Below are 21,392 nucleotides of genomic sequence, written 5' to 3'. Positions count from 1 at the left end.
GGAAGGCTCTCATCGGCAAAATCACAGTGGTTATCGCAAGAAAAGCCGACGAGGAAGATTCTCATTGGCAATCTAGCAGTAACTATCGTATAAACTCTCGACGAGGAACGAACTCATTAACTTTTCGTACATAAAACTTATTTAAAATAGTATGTTACTAAGTGGATACAGTATCTGTTACCCTGTCGAAAAATCGTGTATAATGACTAGGTATATTAAAATGGATTGGATGTTTTGTCGTTGAAATCAAATGTAATATTTTATTTAGGACTTATTTTTGTATCGGTAATCTGGGGAGTGAATTTTGGGGTATCTCGGTGGGCAATGGAGGTTTTTGCTGCTGAGGTTTTCGTGTTTTTGCGTTTTGGATTAGCACTCCCAATTTTATTTTTGGTTCTTAAATGGACGGAAGGGAATCTAAAGGTAGAGAAAAAGGATTTGATTAAATTAGCAGTGATCGGATTAATCGGGGTCACTTTATTAGAAATTTTAGTGATGTATTCGATTAAATTCACAACGCTCGCTAATGCTTCTCTTTTAAATGTAGCTCCATGGCCGATTTTCGCTGCACTTTTTGCACCTTTATTTACTAAAGAAAAAATGACATTAAGAGTTGCTGTTGGAGGTCTAGTAGCAATTGTTGGTGTATCATTGATTATTCTCGGTGGTGGCGATGGTTTTGATTTAAGTTCAGAATATATGGTAGGGAACCTTTTGGCATTGTCGATCAGTTTGATTGGAGCGCTATTTAATTTAGCATGTATGCCACTCATGAATAAATACTCTCCATTAAAAGTGACAACCTGGTACATATTATTTGGTACGCTATTCTTATTTCCTTTTACCATTGGGGGATGGGAAGGTATTGCATGGTCTTCTTTATCATTTATAACGTGGGGAGCGATTGGATATAACGTAGTTTTATGTACAGTCGCAGCATTTGTCATCTGGAATGTCTCAATGAAGCGAGTAGGGGCAACAAAATCCAATTTTTATCGATATTTTGTCCCTGCTTCAGCCGCAGTAGCTGGCGCATTATTTTTTAATGAAGCCATTTTATTACCTCAAATCATTGGTGCAATAATTATAGTGTTAGGTTTAGCATGGATAAGTTCGGAGCCAAAGTCTTCCGTTCCTCCCACTATCAAAGATAAAAAAGTTGTTTAATAAGGAAGAAATCTCGGTTGAAGGAGCTAATGATATTGAAAGGCTTTTATAATGATTGTTTAAAAGGTTTGAAAAAAACAAGAGGAGCTGGATGGAAAATGATCACGATCGATGGTGTAGTAGGTGTAGGAAAAACTACATTAATGGATATTGTTGTAAAGGAGTTAGGATACACTCCATTTGAAGAACCAGTAGTTAATAATCCGATTTTGGATAAATTTTATTATGATAGGGAGCGCTACAGCTTTCCTTTGCAGGTATTCTTTTTGAACGAACGTTTTAAGCATATAAAAAATGCTAGTAGAATGAACCAGGCTGTTTTGGATCGTTCGATTTATGGTGATGTTATCTTTGCTAAGATGCTTAAAGATAACGGAGAAATGTCAGAAGAAGAGTTTGATATTTATTTAAGTTTATTTAAAAATATGATCGAGCATTGTCAGCCACCCGCATTAATGATTTATCTTGAAATATCTACAGAAGAAGCGATTCGCCGCATTACAAAACGAGGCAGAAGTTATGAAATAGATACAGAAAATGCCTATTGGGAAAGGCTAAACAAAGAGTATAGAGAATATTTCAAAGCATATAACGCATCACCAGTATTAAAAATTAATGTAGATCGTTTGGATTTTGAGAACAATTCATCAGATCGAGAACGTGTCATATCGCTTATAAAAAAAGAAATACAGACACTAAATTTTTCGGAAACTGCTGCGACAAAGAGTTAACTGTCTGTATGTAAACAAAAAAGAGCGAGAGGAGACTCGCTCTTTTTTTTAAACCTATTATTTATCACGAAAAATATAAGTATCCATAAACGAATTTCTAAATTTACCGTCTGCATCATATTTTTTCAGTAATTGTTGAAAATCTGGCAACTTCGGATAAAGTGATTGAACTTTTTCAGGTGCCATGGTAAACAATTTTCCCCAATGTGGTCTAGCGTTAAAAGGTTCTAAAGCTTTTTCTATTTTCGGTAATACCTTTTGCACTTCTTCCCAATTATCTTTCCAGGTAAAATGAAAACCGACAGAATCCTGCTGGTAACAAGAACTCATCCATAGTTGATCTTCTGCAACCGTGCGTATTTCTGAAATATGGAGTAGAGGTGCTATGTGCTCTTTTATCTTATTAATTGCTAATAACGCCTCATAAGCATACTCACGTGGAAGAAGATACTCACTTTGCAATTCTTCTCCATTACTTGGTGTGAACTCCATTTTAAAGTGAGGCAGGCGATCAAGCCATGCTCCAGACACTCCTAATTGTTCGGTGCAATGTTCAGCACCAATACCTGGTATAGGATGACGACTTTCGGTTGCACTTGTAGCACCAAAAAAAGTGGGTCTCAGGTCAATAGGTTCTTGGGGATGAGCAAGACGTCGTTTTAACCATGCATAATTAAATGTTTCACTTTGCCAATCATTGAATAGACTGACACTATAAGCACTTGAGAAAACTTCTTCAAAATTGTCTTTAAGGTTTTCTAACGGTAAGTTCTCATAAACATCTTGTCTAATATAATAGGATGGAATCACATTTAGGGTAAGTTTGGTTACCACGCCTAAACCACCAAGAGCTACTGCAGCCCCATTCATTTCTTCTTGAGTATTAGTTCGAGAAAATTGTACAAGCTCACCATTTGCTGTGACAACTTCCATAGCAACAACCGCGTCAGATAAACTTCGGTTATGGTTCCCGGAGCCATGTGTGGCTGTTGCACAAGCCCCTGCCACAGAAATGTGAGGTAAGGAGGCCATGTTTTGCAGGGCGAAACCATGTTCTTCAAGATACTGACTGAGATCACTGTAGATAATCCCACCTTCAACTGTGACTGTTTGGTTATCCGGATCTAACGATAGCACTCGATTAAGATGTTGAAGTGAGATAATAGTTTCTTTTGAATCGGCTATGCCATTGAAAGAATGTCGTGAGCCAACTACTCTTAATTTTTCGCTTTGTTTTACTATTTCTTTTATTTGTTCGATCGTTTCAGGCTCGTACCAATTTTTTGCATTGTATGTGTAATTACCTGCCCAATTTTTTTGTTCCATGAATGTTCACTCCTCAGTATAGTTGTTCATGATCTTGATGCTATTATAAAACAAATCAGTTATAATGGTAACCCTTTCATTCTGAACCACAGATGAAACTCTCTTTTATGAGAAGCAACATCTGTTAACGGTTATTTTTCTATTTCATAATGTCCACGATCTTCTCCATAATACTTGTTATACCGTTTCTGGAATTTATAGAAAAGATAAGAACCTATAACTTTAACGATGGCATAACCAGGAATACCTAGAATGACCCCGACAACACCGAACAGATTACCTGCGATCAGTAATACTAATATAATAGTTAGAGGATGAACTTTCATTGTTTTACCCATTATATTTGGTGAAACGAAATTTCCTTCTAAGAATTGTACCGCAATCCATACGATCGCAAGTTTAAGTAGCATAAAAGGTGAATCGACAATCGCAATAATGGCCGCCGGAATAATGGCAATGGTTGGCCCTAAATATGGAACTACACTCGTTACCGCAGCAACAATTGCCAATGTAAAAGCATAATCGAGCCCAATGATCAGGTAACCTATAAATAACAGAATCCCAATAACAGTCGCTACAATAATTTGACCTTGAATGTAGGAACCAACTTGTGTGTCGATATTATTGAAAATTTGTTTTGTATCCTCACGAAATTTAGGTGGAAATAATTTAATTGTAAAACGCTGAAACTTTTTACCATCCTTTAATAAGAAAAATAAGATAAATGGAAAAGTAATGATTGATACTACAGTACTTGTAATGGTACTAGCAACATTTTGTATGCCCTCAAAACCGTCAGAAATATAAGTTCCTATTAATTGTGGAAGCTCACTTAATCGATCGGTTACCCACTGATATCCATCATCATAATAGGGAGCTAAAAATGAGTTTTGAACCCATTTTGTCATACTGGTACCAAATTGTTTTAAATAGTCTGGAAAGGATTGTACTAAATCTTTCACTTGCGCTTCAATGTATGGTGCAGTTAACAAAATAAGTCCAGTAAGTGCACCACTGATACCGAGAATCAGGATAATAACGCCCCAAATTCGTTTGATATGCAATCTTTCAAGAAGGTTAACAATCGGATTTAGCAGATAGTATGCAATAAATGCTAAAATCACTGGAGGTGCAATTGTCGATATAATCACAGTAAGCGGGTGAAAGATAAATGATATTTTGGTATAAATATAGATAGAAATACCAATTAAAATGAAAAAAGCAAGTATGTAAAAGATATTTTTGCCGCCAATAAATTTTAAAAATCTATTTTGATCTTCCATTTGTCACATCCCCTTTTAAAAATAATGTACCATAATATTGTTTTTTTTCCTAAACATAACTAACGTATTTGGAAAGAGGTGGTTTAAGGCAATTGTAAAAACTGTTGGAATAGGGTATAATACTAATAGAAATCCATATAATATTAAAAACCGCAGACGCTCCAACGTCTACGGTTACAATAGACCGAACCCCGGTAAGAGGGGCAGCACTAAATAGAGGAAAATAACCCCTAGAGCTTGCCAGCATATGAGGGGTTATTTTTTATCATTTTTATTGGACATGATAAACGCAACTAACATCCCAAAAGAGATCATTAGTGACAAAAATGAAAGCATTATTGTCAAAACGTTATCGATATCCATAGGCGCCACCTCCCATCCTGGGAAGTCTCCCAACGAGACTAACGACAGGACAACAGTGCGCCACCCCTCATATGAAGTCGATCTATTGATGACTCTATTATAACATGCATGTGACTTTAATAGATTCTTTCGACATTCTTTTTAGAAGATCAACCTTTACACTTCTCCAACTCACTCAATATGCAATACCATCAAAAAAACATCCAGACGCATTTTTTATTCAAAAAATTTTCTACGTTAGTACTTCTTTTCTTTCGCGAAAGTCAGATTAATTGGTTTAAGGTGTATAGTTAATGATTCATACTTTTTTTAGTTAGAAATAACACGTACGGACGAATTTGGTTTGACGCTTTATATATACAAATGCTATTATAGAATTACAACTCAAGAAACAATAATAATTCACAAAATATCCTTTCTTATAGATAGATGCGATAAACTAATTAGTTGTACCGACAAGTTATATGTCTATAATAAAGAAAGCGCTTTTACTCACTCAGAGTACATACACAACTATTCTAGGAACCTTTTTTATAAACATCTAAAATACATTATTATTGGAGGAAAATAACATGAGTCAAAATGTAAAAGAAGCGATTCTAAACGGTAAAACAGCACTTGGGATTGAACTGGGATCAACAAGAATTAAAGCTGTGCTTGTTAATGAAAACAATGAGCCAATTGCATCTGGTAGTCATGATTGGGAAAATAGCTATGTAGATAACATCTGGACGTACAGTGTTGATGATATTTGGAAAGGATTACAGGATAGTTATCAAAAAATGGCGGAGGATGTAAAACAACAGTACGGCGTTCCTTTGCAAACGGTTGGAGCTATCGGATTTAGTGCAATGATGCACGGCTATATGGCTTTTGATAAAAACGATCAGCTTCTTGTACCATTTCGTACCTGGCGGAATAACATGACAGGACAGGCTGCATCGGAATTGACCGAATTATTCAACTATAATATTCCACAAAGATGGAGTATCGCACATTTATATCAAGCAATTTTGAATAAGGAAGAGCATGTTGCTGATATCGATTTTCAAACAACACTTGCAGGATATATCCATTGGCAACTAACTGGTAAAAAAGCACTTGGTGTAGGCGAAGCTTCTGGAGTATTTCCAATTGATTTAAGCACGAAAGATTTTAACAAGAAAATGATCGGTCAGTTCAATGACCTAATCTCAGATAAGGATTTCTCTTGGAAACTGGAAGATATTTTCCCTGAAGTATTAGTAGCAGGAGAAAATGCTGGCTACTTAACAGAAGATGGTGCAAAGCTTTTAGATGTTAGTGGTGAACTAAAGGCTGGTATTCCACTTTGTCCGCCTGAAGGTGATGCAGGAACGGGAATGGTTGCGACAAATAGTGTCGCACAACGTACCGGTAATGTGTCGGCAGGTACATCGGCATTTGCGATGGTAGTGTTGGAAAAAGATCTATCTAAGGTCTATCCTGAAATCGATCTTGTAACAACACCAACTGGTAATTTAGTAGCGATGGCTCACTCTAATAACTGTACGTCTGACTTGAATTCATGGGTAGGAATGTTCGAAGAATTCTCAAATGCTATGGGAATCAAAGTAGATGCTAATAAACTCTATGAAACATTATTTAACTTAGCACTTAAAGGAGATCCAGATGGTGGGGGATTATTATCCTATGGTTACCTTTCAGGGGAACATATGACACATTTTGAAGAAGGCCGACCATTGTTTGTTCGTTCTTCCGAGAGCAATTTTAACCTAGCGAATTTCATGCGCACCCATTTATTCACCGCATTTGGTGCGATGAAAATAGGTATGGATATTCTTTTAAAAGAGGAAGGAGTAAAGCTTGAAGAAGTTTTAGGCCATGGTGGAATATTTAAGACAGAAGGTGTAGCTCAAAGCTTCTTAGCTGGAGCGTTTAATGCACCTGTTTCCGTAATGGAGACAGCTGGAGAAGGTGGGGCATGGGGAATTGCCTTACTAGCATCTTATATGATCAATAAAGATGGTAGCGAAACATTAGACGACTATTTAAACGAGAAAGTATTCGCAGATCAGGAAGTGAAGACAATATCTCCAGATCCAAAGGATGTCAAAGGATTTGAGCAATTTATGGAGCGTTACAAAGAAGGCCTTGCAATCGAAAGAGCAGCTGTCGATCATTTGAAATAAAGAGTGGAAAAGATAGGGGATATTCTCCTATCTTTTTTATAAGCAAGGAAAGCATATAATCCAAAGTATCAAGGTATTTGTTATCAAAGTAGTCATTTTGAAATGTAGTATATATGAAGCCACCGCTCCGGCTGCCCACTTCCCTTTTCGCGGCGTTTTCCCTTCAGCTAACTTTTTCGAGCACTAAGCGCTCAAAAAAGTGGATCTTCAGGGAAAACAGATGACACAGGAGTGGAAGCGGAAGGCCTACTCTATAAAGTGATTCTACAACGTTTGTGACAGCTAACATGTCGCGGCTTATTAACAAAATAAAAAGTCACGATATTACTACTTACACCCATTCTAGCGCATTATTTAGCGCAGGCGGCCACTTCGACTCCTAAGGGATCAGCGTGATCTGAAGATCCACTTTTGTAAAGTGAACTTCTTTACAAAAGTTAGCTGAAGACACGCCCCTTGGAAAGCGAAGTGGGCAAGCCGTAGCGGGTTTTACATCTGTTATCTATTTCAAAATTACTACTAAAAGGACCGGGTGGGCTTTCCCGGTTTTTCTTAATTAATTTCAAGTTTGGTGCTTCCTGAGCTGTCTCCCTATGATTTTTGAGTGAATTGTATTATGCTTGCAACAACTTATTTAGTCTCACTTTAAGCATTTGAGGGGGGATTTCTAATGAACTGGAAGCTATTTTTTCAACGAGATCTGAAGTTTGCAAAGAAATTGAAACGGTTACACCATTCGAATGCAATCTTATTTTTGTTATTAAGTATCACGGGTTTAATATTAGTATCAGCGAGTTTTCGTTCTACCTTTCCTGCGACACGTGTCTGGATTAAAGATCTGCATATTTGGATCGGACTTATTAGTATTTTACCGTTATTGTTTTATCTTCCTAAAATCACCAAACACCTTACAACGCTCAGAAAAAGAAAAGATCATCGCATCAATCTCTACCTTGTACTCGGTATATTAATAGTACTTATTGTTTCTGGTGTTATTTTATCTTTTCCAGAAGCAGTGACACCGGTTATTAGTTCTAATGCCTTACTTATACATGATGTTGCGACATGGATAGGGATTCCTTATGTTATCTATCACAGCATAACCAGAAGTCAATGGTTTAAAAATTTATTGAAAAATCCTAAAACAATCGAAAATGAAAAACCAATAGTGATTCGCAAAAGTAATCCATTTGTGAGTCGTCGTACTTTTCTTAAATTTGCTGCAGGAGGGGTAACAGCAATTATTTCAATTGGATTATTAGGTAACTGGATTCGATCCTATTTACCAAGTTGGAGCGATGTCAGTAAGACACTAAGCAAGGAAAATGATATGAAACCAATACCAGCACCACAGCACGATGTTTTGTCAGCGGAAGGAAGACGAGGAACATTTCGTTATTATACGGTTACGGAAACTCCTACTTTTTCAAACGAAAATTGGGTTTTATCCATTGAAGGGCTTGTAGACAACAAGATGCAATTCAATTGGCAACAATTTTTGGAATTGAAACGTAAGGCACAGTTAAGTGACTTCCATTGCGTAACAGGGTGGAGTGTCTATGATGTAACATGGGAGGGGATTCCCTTAAAAGAACTTTTAGACAGTGCAGGTATTCAGTCAGCCGCAACATATGTAAAGTTTTCCTCAGGCGATGGTGTTTATACGGAAGCCTTGTCCCTTGAACAGGCATTGGCGGATGATATTATGGTAGCTGTTTTAATCGATGGAGAATTAATTAGTCAAGAAAACGGTGGGCCAGTACGATTAGTCACCCCTAAGCACTATGCATATAAATCGGTAAAATGGTTAACAAAAATTGAATTGCTTGACCATGAACATATCGGCTATTGGGTGGAAAGAGGTTATGATCAAAATGCATTTGTTAAGAAATAAGTAGTATGTAGCATAAACCAAAAGTCACCCGGTATCAACTAATAGTTGATGGACTTATAGACTTACGAAGACTATCCTTTTAATATAGTATATATATTCTAGGAGGAAAGTCATGCGTAGATCTATAGCAAAAAGAATATTGATTATTCTAATCTTTTTAACTTTTTTATTTTCATTAAATACAATTTTAAGTGGAATCACTAATTCTCAAGTGTCACTATCAACCAACTTGTTTTCCAATTATTTTGTAAATATTAAAGATGAACAAATAAAATTAACAGAAGAGATCAGTGAGATGGAGGCGTCCATTCAATCGGTTTTAATAAATGAGAGTGTTAACCGATCGGAAGTAACTGAAAATATTACGAATAGTATGAATGAAGCGATTGATGCGGTTGATGAAATCGCTTCATTATCTGATGGGTTTTCGGATAAGTCGATGGATGCTTCCTTAACAGATGCCTACATACCATTTCGAGAAAACATCGATTTGTATTTTCAACAAGTTAATGTAATCATAGAGAATATTTCTCAAAATGAGGTTTCCTCTCTGCAACAAAATTACAATGATCTGCAAGCATTATCAACAGAGGTGGAGATTACTAAAGGTGATTTTGAGACGATATTAGACAATCGTGTAGAACATGAAAAATCTCTGATAGATTCTAGAGTATTTAGATCAACAGTCATTATCTGGTCAATGGCAGTAATTTTTCTCCTATCAGCAATTGCAGCGTTTGGAATAACCATGAAAACTATCATTCGTCCTCTCAAAAATGCAAATAAGAGTCTGCGAGATATTATTCATAAGTTAGAACATAATCAAGGAGATCTTACAGCACGAATTGAAAACAATTCTGAAGATGAAATAGGACAAATGACCAAGGGGATTAATCGATTTTTAGAGACTTTGCAAAATGCAATGATTTCGATAAAATCTGGTTCCAATACAATCCATACATCAACTGAAAATATTAGTAATCATTTAATTGAATCTAAAAAGTCTACCTCTAATATTTCGGGAGCCTTGAATGAATTATCGGCTAGTATGGAAGAAATAAGTAGCACAATTCAGACTATTGAAGAGGGGTCGCAACAAGTTCTTTCAGCAGCAAATGATATTGATGGGGATGCCAAAGAAAACCAGGGGAAAGTCGGCAAAATAACAGAACGTGCGGATCGAGTTCGTGCTAAGTCTATCCAAAATAAGGAACAGACAGAGACGATATTACATGAGATTCAAGCTTCCATGGCAGAATCAATCGAAAATAGTAGATCTGTTGATAAAGTCGATGAACTTACTACCAACATTTTGGATATATCTAACCAGACAGATTTATTATCGTTAAATGCTTCAATTGAAGCGGCAAGAGCAGGAGAAGCTGGCAAAGGTTTTGCGGTGGTAGCAGATGAAGTGCGTAAATTAGCAGATAGTACGAAAGAAACGGCGAATGATATCCAAAATATTAACACTGTAGTAACACAATCCGTTAATCAACTCATTGATAATTCAAATAAAATCATGACATATGTGATGGAAGAGATATTGAATGACTATGATGAATTTGTAAAAGTTGCAACTAATTATAAATTAGATATGGACATGATCGATGAAATGTTAGCACGGTTCAGCACGAAATCTGGTGATTTACGACGTACATCTGACACAATGGCTGCAGGTCTTAAAGAAATTTCATTGGCGGTTGAAGAAAGTGTAAATGTGGTGGTGGACTCAAATGAAAATACGTCCAGCTTACTAGGTTCGATTACTACGATTACCGATGAAGCGAACCATAACCAAGAGACTGTAAATGAATTAAATAATCAGGTGAACAAGTTTAAAAAAGTGGAGTAATAATTTAGTAGTACACAAAACGGAAATTTACTATGCTGTGCCCTCTGCTCTTTGAGACCAAATGTTTTTTCTGTCAAAAATCGGGGTATGCTATGGACAGTTCGAAATTTATTTGTAGAAAATAATTAATTTTTTATAAGTGTTAAATTTTACTCAAAGGGTGATAAATAAATGAAGGCAATTGTAATTGAACAATATGGTGGAAAAGAACAACTGAAAATGCAGGAGTTAGATAAGCCAACACCTGGGGAAAATCAAGTAGTAGTAAAACTTCATGCCACTTCAATCAATCCAATTGATTGGAAGTTGCGCGAAGGCTACTTACAAGAAATGCTTCCATTTGAGTTTCCTATTGTTTTAGGCTGGGATGCAGCAGGGATTATAGATGAAGTTGGAGAAGGTGTAAAAGATTTCAAGGTTGGTGACCGTGTATTTGCAAGGCCTGATACAACCAATCGAGGAACATATGCAGAGTATACCTTGGTAGATGATAATTTATTAGCACCAATACCTGCTAATACCAGTTTTGAAGAAGCAGCTGCCGTACCATTAACAGCGTTGACAGCTTATCAATGTCTTTTTGATTTCGGTAATGTTAAAAAGGATGATAAAGTCTTAATTCACGCAGGTGCAGGCGGTGTTGGTACGTTTGCTATTCAACTTGCCAAACATAAAGGGGCATATGTCTCTACCACCGCAAGTACAAAAAACATCGACTTTTTACTTTCGCTTGGTGCTGATGAGGTGATTGATTATACAAAACAGGATTTTGAAGATGAGTTAAAAGACTATGACTTCGTATTAGATGCTCTCGGTGGAGATATTCTTGAAAAAAGTTTCAATGTTGTACGAGAAGGTGGCGCGATTGCTTCGATTGCTGGTCAGCCCGATCAAGAAATGGCCAAGCAAAAAAATATCAAATCAGACTTTATTTGGTTAGTGCCAAGAGGTGATCGCTTGAAAGAATTGGCCGACTTATTAGAACAAAACAAATTAAGTGTTACAATTGGGCATCGATTCCCGCTATCTGAATCAGGTGTTAAGCAAGCCCATGCGCTAAGTGAAAGTCATCATACTAAAGGGAAAATTGTGATTAATATTGATTGATGATTAGTTGATAAGAGTTAGGGACAAAAGAATTATATAATTAGAAAAATCCAAACGACCATTTTGCATCGTTTGGATTTTTGTGCGTATAAGCAGGACAATGCGACATAACTCTAGTGGTAATTTTGAAAGGATATATGTGGGTGGTAATCGCTCGGACAAGCCGGAGCGATTGTAAAGCACATATAACATCTCATAATTATCACAATAGTTATGTCGCATAACCAAAACTAAAATATGGTAAAATAATAGAAAACCAGACAGAAAGGTGTTTCATTTTGTCTCAACAATTAAAACATAAGATATATCGAATCGTATTATGGTTAATTTTTATCAGCTTTCTTTTGCTTAGTTCTTTTCTGTTAATCTTTGAAAGAATTATCGTTAGAATCAATGACTATTTCAATGGGATAGAAGGTAATCGATATCACACTACTGTTTCTGATGACGCATCTCTTGTAGAGTCTTTTTGGGATAATGCTAATCTAATTCCATTTAGCAATACTTATCATTATTTGACAGGGAGTGATTATTTTCCTTTGGTCGTCATCTTTAATAATATAATCGGAAATATTTTAGTCATTCTTCCCTTAGGATTACTTCTGCCATTATTGTTTGAGACATATCGTAAGTTCTCTAAACTAGTAGTAACTGTAACAGTTTTGACTGTTTTGGTAGAGGTAACACAAATTACATTGCGAATCGGCCAATTCGATGTGGATGACATTATTCTAAATGTTGTGGGAGGAGTAATTGGTTATCTATTTTCAAGAGTAGTGCTTTTTGTAAATTCAAAACTTCAAATGTAATCCTTTCGCCTATTCTTTCTTAGAATACTTACAACTGATTAGGCAAATGCATACTATAGAAATATAGCAAGAAAGAAAGGAGAAGTTAAATTGCATTACAATCCTTATCATCAATGGTATCCAACAATGCCTCAGCAAGGGAACTACCAAAACAGTGCCACGGGGCAACATGTCCATGACTTTGGGAAGCAGCCCTTTGTAATAAATATAGACCAAGCAACGAAACGAAATAATACATTTCGTACAGCAATATGGACCGGAGACCATTTACAAGTAACTTTAATGTGTATCGGTGTAGGCGAAGATATTGGTTTAGAATCGCATCCACATACAGATCAATTTTTACGAGTTGAACAAGGTCAAGGTCTGGTACTAATGGGGGACAGAAGTGACCATTTAGATTATCAACAATTTGTTTGCGACGATTTTGCAGTAATGGTCCCTGCCTGCAAATGGCATAATATTATCAATACTGGCCGTGAACCACTGAAACTTTACTCGATCTATGCACCGCCAGAACACCCATTTGGCACAGTTCATCCAACAAAAGCAATGGCGATGGCAGATGAAAATCATCATTCATATTAACAAAAAGGGAAACTCATTATTCTGGTATGAGTTTCCCTTTTGTATTGATTAGCTATCGATTTTGCTGAATTCGTGGACCCATACTTTCATTTTAGCTGCCCAAGGCATTCCTGGATGCATTGCTAAAATTGATTGTTTATAGTCCTCAAGGTTTGGAAATCCTTCCCTTTGCGCATCTTCATCTGTCAACTCACCAAGCGTTTGTTGATAGACATCATCTATTCTGAATTTCTGATTTTCTAATATCATTATTTCTCCGATATCAGCATAACGTCCATTACGTCTAGTTGCAGTTTTTTTCCCCTCCAATGCTTTATTTACATCAGCTGGAACTGTGATCAACCGATCAATCGTACACGTTTTTGGAGGTAATGCTGCATTTAATTGTTCATTATTCATATGATACACCTTACCTTTCTCTTTCCATTTTACCTTTTTTTGATGGCAATCAACAAGCATTATAATCTTAAATAGCAAAACTAAGTGGATTTTTGTAACTTTCCAAGAAAAGCTGAACATAAATATTAGTAGTTTACTTTTATAGTAATTAGGATAAAAAGGATTATAAGTAGTCATATTATCAGAGGTGAATATATGAAAAAGATGTCAGTCGCTATTTTATTAGTGCTTTTCATTATCGGTGCTTGTTCGTCAAATCAAAATCAAGAATTTCAAGAGGAAAAACAAGATCAGACAGGTGTAGAGAATAATCAATCAGCAAATGAGGAACGTACAGAAACAGAGTTGACCGTATTGGCAGAAAATTTAGATGTACCCTGGTCGATTACCAAACATCAAAATGCCTTTTATATAACGGAGAGACCAGGCGGAATTGTAAAAATTGAAAATGAAGAAATGGAAAGACAAACTATTTCCTTGGAAAAGGACCAATCCGATGCAGCTGAAGCAGGCTTATTAGGATTTGTTCTAACTCCTGATTTCTCTGAATCGAACTTAGCTTACGGATATTACACATATACAGACGAATCGGGTCAATTTAACAGAGTAGTCACACTAAGGTTGTCCGATGAAGGTTGGCAAGAGGAAGAAGTGCTCATTGATGAGATACCTAGTGGCACCTATCATCATGGCGGAAGATTGGAAATAGGACCTGATGATAAATTATATGTGACAACAGGTGATGCCTCTAATGCAGAAATTGCTCAGGATCTTAATTCTCTGGGAGGTAAAATTCTTAGAATGGAATTAGACGGATCTATTCCGGAAGATAATCCTGAATCTGATTCTTATGTATATAGTTATGGACATCGAAATCCACAAGGGATTGCATGGTCTTCATCAGGTGAAATTTATGCTAGTGAACACGGAAATAGTGCAAATGACGAAATCAATAATATCGGAGCTGGAGAAAATTATGGTTGGCCGATCATTGAAGGTAATCAAGAACGAGAAGGTTTGGTGTCGCCGCTTTTTACTTCTGGAGATGACACGACTTGGGCACCGTCTGGCATGGCTTATTCAGACGAAAAGTTATATGTCGCAGCGTTGAGGGGGACAGCCGTTTTAGAGTTTGATTTAGAAACCAATCAACATAAAGAAGTTGTAACGGGATTAGGTAGAATTCGCGACGTTTGGACTGAAGATAATTACCTTTATTTCATTAGTAATAATACGGACGGAAGAGGATCAGCAGAAGTGAACGATGATAAGTTATATAGAATCGGAATGTCAGAGTTAGATTAATCTGTGAAATAAGTTCCAACCTATATTGAAAATGTAGAGTTGGAACTTACATTGCATTTCATAAGAATTATCATCAACACTACAGTAGTTAAACTATTTATGTTTAGACGACATATTTTTTAATAGACGCTTTCCTTCTTCTGTTAAATATACATTTTTATCATTTAACAACTTCTTCGCCAAATCGCCTGTCATTGGTTTTGTGTTATTTGACACTTTAATTCCTCCCTCATTTGTAGCTACTACTAGTTTATGTACAACCCATTCGAACTGAAAGAGTCAACTATCCTAAGTGATTAGTGGAAATTATTTAATTCGCTGTATTTAGTGAGAGGATACTATCTATCGTCTTCTGTTATAATATGAATAAAGGACATGCTAGTATTTTTTATTGACCATACTAAAAAAGTATTACGGGTCGAAAGGAGACTGTATGACAAAAACTATTGGATGGAATTTAGATAACAGTTATCAACGATTGCCAGGCTTTTTTTATTCTCGAGTGAGTCCGACAGCAGTTAAAGCACCAATTATAATTAAGTTAAACGAGTCATTAGCAAAGGAAATTGGCTTAAATATAGAAGAATTAAGGCAGAATCCAGAAATTTTTGCGGGCAATCAACTCCCAAACGGAAGTATTCCTATTGCACAAGCATATGCAGGTCACCAATTTGCTAATTTCACTATGCTGGGTGACGGTAGGGCAGTATTATTAGGTGAGCAAATAACACCAGCAAAGAAGCGTGTTGATATCCAATTAAAGGGATCTGGGAAAACTCCGTATTCACGAGGTGGGGACGGGCGTGCAGCTTTAGGTCCGATGTTACGAGAGTATATCATGAGTGAGGCAATGCATAGTTTAAAAATACCGACTAATCGCAGTTTAGCGGTTGCTACTACAGGAGAATCTGTTCAGCGTGAAGTCGATTTCCCTGGAGCGGTTGTTACGAGAGTGGCAGCAAGTCATTTACGTGTCGGTACCTTTCAATATGCAAGGCAGTGGGGCACAAAAGAGGATTTACAAGCATTAGCCGATTACGCAATTGATCGCCATTTCCCAGATGTAAAAGAAGATGACAATAAATATTTATCCTTGTTAAAAGAAGTGAGCAAACGACAAGCAGATTTGATTGCGAAATGGCAATTAGTCGGATTTATTCATGGCGTGATGAATACCGATAATATGACGATTAGTGGTGAGACAATTGATTATGGTCCATGTGCTTTTTTGAATACGTATGATAAAAGTACCGTTTTTAGTTCGATTGATATCCGAGGTCGCTATGCATATGGTAATCAGCCTGATATAGGCGGCTGGAACTTAGCGCGTTTTGCTGAAGCAATCCTGATCTTGATTAACGAGGATGAACAGAAAGCATTACCTTTAGCCAAAGAAGTAATTGAGCAATATGTAACCTTATACGACCAGAACTATTTAAATGGTATGTGCACAAAACTAGGTATCTTTAATCAACAAGCGGATGATGAAGTATTAATAAGGCGACTATTAGATCTAATGGAACAGCATAAAGCAGATTTCACCAATACGTTTAGGTCGTTAACGTTGGATCAATTTGATGAGGAAGTACGACTTTTCCAATCAAAAGCATTTACAAAATGGTATCAACAGTGGCAAGACAGATTAAAAGAACAAACGGAGTCGAAAGAGCAAGTACAACAATTAATGCGAGAGCACAACCCTTCCATTATTCCGAGAAATCATCGAGTCGAGGAAGCAATCGAAGCAGCAGTTAGTGAAGGTAATTATCATGTAATGGATCAGTTATTATCTGTACTATCTAACCCATATGCATATACACTCGATCAGGAAGCCTATAGCAAGGTACCGCCAGATAGTGATGAAAACTATCAGACTTTTTGTGGAACATAAGATAAGTATGAGCATCAACAACTAATTGATGCTCATTTTCTGTTTAATCCATCGGTGTTAGAAAGTCAATATTGTTTGCCATCCTCTAATTATTTTGGAATAATGTAAGGGTATTCAAATCAGATGTTCTTAGTTATGGAAGGAGCAAAAATAATGAGTAATATCACGCTAACAAATCCAATTTTCTGGTCAGATGTGCCAGATGTAGATGTCATTAGAGTAGAAAATATTTTTTATATGGTGAGTACCAGTATGCATTCGATGCCAGGTTGCCCGATTATGAAATCCGTAAATTTAAGAGATTGGGAAACTGTCTCTTATGTATATGACATATTAGAAGAAAATCCTGCCCACCAATTAGTAGGTGGTAAAGGTATATATGGCCAAGGTCAATGGGCAACAAGTTTGCGATACCATAATGATACTTTTTATCTGTGCTTTTCCAGCAATGACATGAAACAGTTTTATATTTATCAAACAAAGGATATCGAAAAAGGATCATGGACTCGCACGGTTATTGATGGTATTTACCATGATCCTGCTTTACTTTTTGATGAGGGAAGGGTATTTGTGATCTATGGTTGCGGAGATATTCGAATTACCGAGCTTCATGCAGACCTTTCCGATGTGAAAAAGGATGGAATCGATCAAATTTTATTAGAAACGCCAAGAGATAATATAGGCCTTCGTTGTGAAGGCTGCCATGCCTATAAAATAGATGGAGTGTACTATTTGCTATTTATTGAATGGCCAACAGATGGTAATGCGCGACGTAGGCAAGTGTGTTACCGTTCCACAGATCTTTTAGGTGACTATGAACGTAAAGTTGTTTTAGATGATGATATGGGATACCAAAACAAAGGTATCGCACAAGGTGCTATTTTTGATACGCCTGATCATAAATGGTATGCCATGTTATTCCAGGATCATGATGCAGTTGGACGTATTCCATATGTATTACCGGTGGAATGGCAAGAGGGTTGGCCGATGATCGGTGTCAATGGTGAGGCACCAAAACACTTTGAAATTAATTTACCGGAAGATGATAGTAAACCTCTAGTGATAAGTGATGATTTTGAATATGAAAGTGAACGATTAGCATTACATTGGCAATGGAATCACAATCCAAATCATAAGTTGTGGTCTGTTACAGAACGATCTGGTTTTCTTAGGTTAAAAACAGGTCATGTAACCAATAATGTCTTACATGCACCAAATACGTTAACACAAAGAACAGAAGGACCTAAATGTAGTGGAACGGTATCTGTAGATCTTAATAATATGAAAAATGGTGATTATGCAGGATTAATCGCTTTACAAAGTAACTTTGGTACGGTCGGTATTAGCCAAAAAGAAAATGGAGATCGTTATGTGAGAATGACGACGAATAACGGAGAGGGACAAGAACAAATAGTAGAAGAACAAGCTTGTCCAGAACAGCATGTTTATCTAAAGATCAACTTCGATTTTGAAGATAGTGTCGATCAGGCTCAATTCTATTATTCTGCAGATGGTAACGATTGGGTGCAAATCGGTGAAACGTTACAAATGAAATATACTCTAGATCATTTCATGGGTTATCGAATAGGGTTATTTAATTATGCTACACAAGAAAAAGGTGGTTTTGTTGATTTTGACTATTTCGAGTATACAAAAGAAGATTGATCATAGTAATGTAAAATCTTCTTTTGTAAATTGAAAAAGACAATGATCGATTCACTGGTTATGTTTCTAAAGTAATTTTTTTATCATAGGATGTTATAATAAAGTGAGACTTCAATTAATGGGAGTTTTAAACTTTCACTGATTGTTAGTAAAACTTATCAGGATGTTAGTGTCCGTTTATCCTCCACTTATGCTCTTTGCTAACGCTTGAACATTTTCATTGAGGATATGACGGACGTTTACACAGTGATAGAGAAAAAGATATGAAGAGGAATGGACTGAAATGGTCGATCAAAATATAAAACAATATCAAGATGCAGAACATATGGCCAACGCTTATTTCCAAGTACTCACACAACAGTTAAAAGAAAAAAGTTTCGCAAAGGTACTTGTGAAAGATCTGAAGCGTTATCGAAAGCAGAAGAATAAAGAGAGTCGATTTTTTCATATAGAAAGTGTCATTGAAGAGCATTATTCCTATTTTTTGAAGAAATTAAACGAGAAGGGTAAGTTAAATCGTTATTTGGAGCGAAGTATTACGTATATTTATATGCGCGATTTAGGGAGAGATGTGACCAAACCAGAAGTGAAAACTCGAATAAAGACTATCACTAAGGATGTTCAAGTATATCTTGGTGAGAATACGCAACAAGAATTATTTAGCTTGATTACTCTTTATCAAATCGCCCAAAAAGACGGATTAGAGTCAACTTTTTTCTGGTTAATCGAGAAATTGAAAGTTGTATCCTCACTTATTCCAACAGAATTAAACAAAGTGCATGCACAACGGAAGTTAATCAAGATTATTGCAGGAGTGTTGATGCATGAAATCGAGTCATTGCCAGAGGACCTCTCGCGTCAAGAACGTAGCAGACGACTAGACAAAGCAGTTCGGATTGGTTACTGCTATGGTTTAACTTATCCATTTATTGATGATCTGTTAGATGCAAACTTTTTAACGGCGTATGAAAAAGAACAATTTTCAAACTTAATTGAAGCGACATTAAAAAAAGGTGAAATTGTATCATTGAATGATTGGCACGGTGAGCATGAAGAGGAGATTAAACGGATTTATCACGAATTAGCGGAGGCATACACCTTTTTAAAAGAAAGTCAAAGTAAGGAAAATGTTGATCGCTTTTATCAGAATGCCTATTTATTCTTTCATGCTCAGGAAATAGATCGTAATAAGGACTTAGCAGACACAAGTTATACCAACGAAGAACTATATATTCCGGTGATTCTAAAGTCATCTTCTTCAAGAATGATTGTACGTTCTTTTCAAAAATTAGATGATGACGATTCAATCGATCAGCGGATGTTTTATTATGGTATTTATAATCAGCTAGCAGATGACTTGGCAGATCTTGATCAAGATTTAAAAGCTAATAGTGTGACACCATATACGTATTATCTGAAGCATAAAAAGAATCGCCCTGACTTAATTAATCCGTTCGCATTGTATTGGACAGTCGTCAGCTATCTTATAAATAACGTTTATCATGGTGATCCAAATGTGCGACAAATCCTGTTAGATAGAGCTATAAATGGGCTAAAACGATTAAAACAACGAGTGGGAGTGGGTCGCTATCAGGAATTAATGGCCACTTTTTCATTAGGTGTTACATCATTTGAAAAGTTATTACAAAAGTCTGTGGCAAAAGTAAACAATGTAGCTTTTTTCGATAAATTACTTCGTGACCAAATGATTCAAACGTTGAAAGACAATGAGAAAAAGAAGGAAAAGTTTCATGAGATATTGGAAACGTTGCGTTTAGAAATTAATGAGTTGTTAGAGGTTGAAAAGGAAGAAGACTTTCAATTAAAACATCCACTAATTGATGCAGCAAATTATAGTATAGTGGGCGGCGGGAAAAGGCTGAGACCGATCATGACCTGTATGATGGCGATCGATGGTTATCAGCTTGATAAAAAGAGTATTATTCCGTTAATTCGTGCGGTTGAATATATGCATACTGCTTCCTTGATTTTTGATGATTTACCATCACAGGATAATGCAAACATAAGACGAGGACGCAAAACCGTTCATCAAGTATATAATAGTGCCGTAGCAGAACTTACCGGTTTATTTATGACACAGAAAGCCGTTGAAGAACAAACGAGATTGGCGTCATACGATGCGAACACTGTGTTGGAATTAATCCAATATTCAACGAAAATGACTCAAGAAATGTGTAAAGGTCAAATTATTGATTTAGAAGCTAAAGGAAAAGCTTTAACATTAGAGGAGTTAACAGAGTTATGCTTTTATAAAACGGGGATAGGATTTGAAGCTTCCCTAATGATGCCAGCGATATTAGCAGAAGCCACATCAGCAGAAAAGGAGGCTATTAAAACCTTCTCCTATCATGCCGGTATTGCTTTTCAAATTAAGGATGACTTATTGGATATCGAAGCTGATACTGAAGTTTTAGGCAAAACTGCTGGAATAGATGTCACAAATAAAAGTGCAACATTTGTTACCGTGCTAGGAATAGACGGTGCTAAAAAAGAGATGTGGAATCACTATGTGAAGGCACATCAATCATTAAGCAATATGAATAGAAACACAGAATTCTTTGAATTACTTATGGGATATATTATTAATAGACCCAAGTAAATCCAATCGAAACTTAATCAGGCGGTTGGAACAAATGTGATTTTTTGTATGTATAAAAGAAGGACAGTGCGATTTTTATTGTGAGGGTGATCATGAGAATTTGTTATTCTACTTTAACGTATTATGGTGAACACTAAAGTTATGTCGATTTGTCCTTCTTAAGTTTATTTTTATTCACTTGATATGTGCCAGTCGCCCAATGAGTTAAGTCTCGATTA

16 protein-coding genes are annotated in these 21,392 nt (G+C 36.3%); 12 read left to right on the top strand and 4 right to left on the bottom strand.

The genetic code is table 11. The features are described from left to right. Nucleotides 1-240: 240 nt before the first annotated feature. Both BN3107_RS02905 and BN3107_RS02900 read left to right on the top strand, forming a co-directional pair. Nucleotides 241-1,167 carry a DMT family transporter gene (locus tag BN3107_RS02905; RefSeq protein ID WP_082631216.1) on the top strand — a complete coding sequence of 309 codons (927 nt, stop codon included), beginning with the start codon at nucleotides 241-243 and terminating at the stop codon, nucleotides 1,165-1,167. 35 nt (nucleotides 1,168-1,202) lie between these two features. Then, nucleotides 1,203-1,898, top strand: coding sequence for a deoxynucleoside kinase (locus BN3107_RS02900; protein WP_197412035.1), 696 nt, complete (start codon nucleotides 1,203-1,205; stop codon nucleotides 1,896-1,898). A 57-nt stretch (nucleotides 1,899-1,955) separates the two neighbouring features. On the opposite strand, the gene BN3107_RS02895 is transcribed toward BN3107_RS02900, so the two are convergent. After that, on the bottom strand, nucleotides 1,956-3,224 hold the full coding sequence (locus BN3107_RS02895) for an FAD-binding protein (RefSeq protein ID WP_058306142.1): 1,269 nt from the start codon (nucleotides 3,222-3,224) through the stop codon (nucleotides 1,956-1,958). A gap of 131 nt (nucleotides 3,225-3,355) precedes the next feature. After that, entirely contained in the window at nucleotides 3,356-4,507 is a 1,152-nt protein-coding gene (locus tag BN3107_RS02890; protein ID WP_058306141.1) for an AI-2E family transporter, read from the bottom strand. A 935-nt stretch (nucleotides 4,508-5,442) separates the two neighbouring features. Here BN3107_RS02890 and BN3107_RS02885 point away from each other — a divergent pair. The 6 genes from BN3107_RS02885 (at nucleotide 5,443) to BN3107_RS02860 (ending at nucleotide 13,294) form a co-directional block, all read left to right on the top strand. Beyond that, the gene (locus BN3107_RS02885) at nucleotides 5,443-7,041 is read left to right on the top strand and encodes a xylulokinase (protein WP_058306140.1); all 1,599 of its coding nucleotides are present in this window, start codon (nucleotides 5,443-5,445) and stop codon (nucleotides 7,039-7,041) included. Nucleotides 7,042-7,711: 670 nt separating this feature from the next. Beyond that, on the top strand, nucleotides 7,712-8,935 hold the full coding sequence (locus BN3107_RS02880) for a molybdopterin-dependent oxidoreductase (protein WP_058306139.1): 1,224 nt from the start codon (nucleotides 7,712-7,714) through the stop codon (nucleotides 8,933-8,935). A 112-nt stretch (nucleotides 8,936-9,047) separates the two neighbouring features. Beyond that, complete coding sequence (locus BN3107_RS02875; protein WP_058306138.1) at nucleotides 9,048-10,790, top strand: methyl-accepting chemotaxis protein; 1,743 nt, start codon at nucleotides 9,048-9,050, stop codon at nucleotides 10,788-10,790. 171 nt (nucleotides 10,791-10,961) lie between these two features. Next, nucleotides 10,962-11,897: an NADP-dependent oxidoreductase gene (locus BN3107_RS02870; RefSeq protein ID WP_058306137.1), complete on the top strand. Its 936-nt coding sequence runs from the start codon at nucleotides 10,962-10,964 to the stop codon at nucleotides 11,895-11,897. A gap of 278 nt (nucleotides 11,898-12,175) precedes the next feature. After that, nucleotides 12,176-12,706 (top strand): VanZ family protein, encoded by a 531-nt coding sequence (locus BN3107_RS02865; protein ID WP_058306136.1) that lies wholly within the window; start codon nucleotides 12,176-12,178, stop codon nucleotides 12,704-12,706. Between the two features lie 126 nt (nucleotides 12,707-12,832). Further along, entirely contained in the window at nucleotides 12,833-13,294 is a 462-nt protein-coding gene (locus BN3107_RS02860; RefSeq protein WP_082631219.1) for a cupin domain-containing protein, read from the top strand. 48 nt (nucleotides 13,295-13,342) lie between these two features. On the opposite strand, the gene BN3107_RS02855 is transcribed toward BN3107_RS02860, so the two are convergent. Next, on the bottom strand, nucleotides 13,343-13,693 hold the full coding sequence (locus tag BN3107_RS02855) for an ASCH domain-containing protein (RefSeq protein WP_058306135.1): 351 nt from the start codon (nucleotides 13,691-13,693) through the stop codon (nucleotides 13,343-13,345). Between the two features lie 195 nt (nucleotides 13,694-13,888). Here BN3107_RS02855 and BN3107_RS02850 point away from each other — a divergent pair, with 195 nt between their 5' ends. Next, a complete protein-coding gene (locus BN3107_RS02850; RefSeq protein WP_058306134.1) occupies nucleotides 13,889-14,998 on the top strand; it encodes a PQQ-dependent sugar dehydrogenase in 1,110 nt (369 codons plus the stop codon). A 93-nt stretch (nucleotides 14,999-15,091) separates the two neighbouring features. Here BN3107_RS02850 and BN3107_RS20205 read toward each other — a convergent pair whose 3' ends face one another. After that, nucleotides 15,092-15,214, bottom strand: coding sequence for a hypothetical protein (locus BN3107_RS20205; RefSeq protein WP_262359930.1), 123 nt, complete (start codon nucleotides 15,212-15,214; stop codon nucleotides 15,092-15,094). 217 nt (nucleotides 15,215-15,431) lie between these two features. Between BN3107_RS20205 and BN3107_RS02845 the strand changes: the two genes are divergently transcribed. The 3 genes from BN3107_RS02845 (at nucleotide 15,432) to BN3107_RS02835 (ending at nucleotide 21,174) form a co-directional block, all read left to right on the top strand. Next, on the top strand, nucleotides 15,432-16,889 hold the full coding sequence (locus tag BN3107_RS02845; protein WP_058306133.1) for a protein adenylyltransferase SelO: 1,458 nt from the start codon (nucleotides 15,432-15,434) through the stop codon (nucleotides 16,887-16,889). Nucleotides 16,890-17,042: 153 nt separating this feature from the next. Beyond that, nucleotides 17,043-18,554 carry a glycoside hydrolase family 43 protein gene (locus BN3107_RS02840; protein WP_058306132.1) on the top strand — a complete coding sequence of 504 codons (1,512 nt, stop codon included), beginning with the start codon at nucleotides 17,043-17,045 and terminating at the stop codon, nucleotides 18,552-18,554. A 283-nt stretch (nucleotides 18,555-18,837) separates the two neighbouring features. Continuing rightward, entirely contained in the window at nucleotides 18,838-21,174 is a 2,337-nt protein-coding gene (locus tag BN3107_RS02835; protein ID WP_058306131.1) for a polyprenyl synthetase family protein, read from the top strand. Nucleotides 21,175-21,392: the final 218 nt, after the last annotated feature.

The sequence above is a fragment of the Gracilibacillus massiliensis genome, from assembly GCF_001458115.1.
GTDB lineage: Bacteria > Bacillota > Bacilli > Bacillales > Amphibacillaceae > Gracilibacillus > Gracilibacillus massiliensis.
Note: the sequence above shows the minus strand (reverse complement) of the source record. Positions and strands in the feature narration are given on the sequence as shown.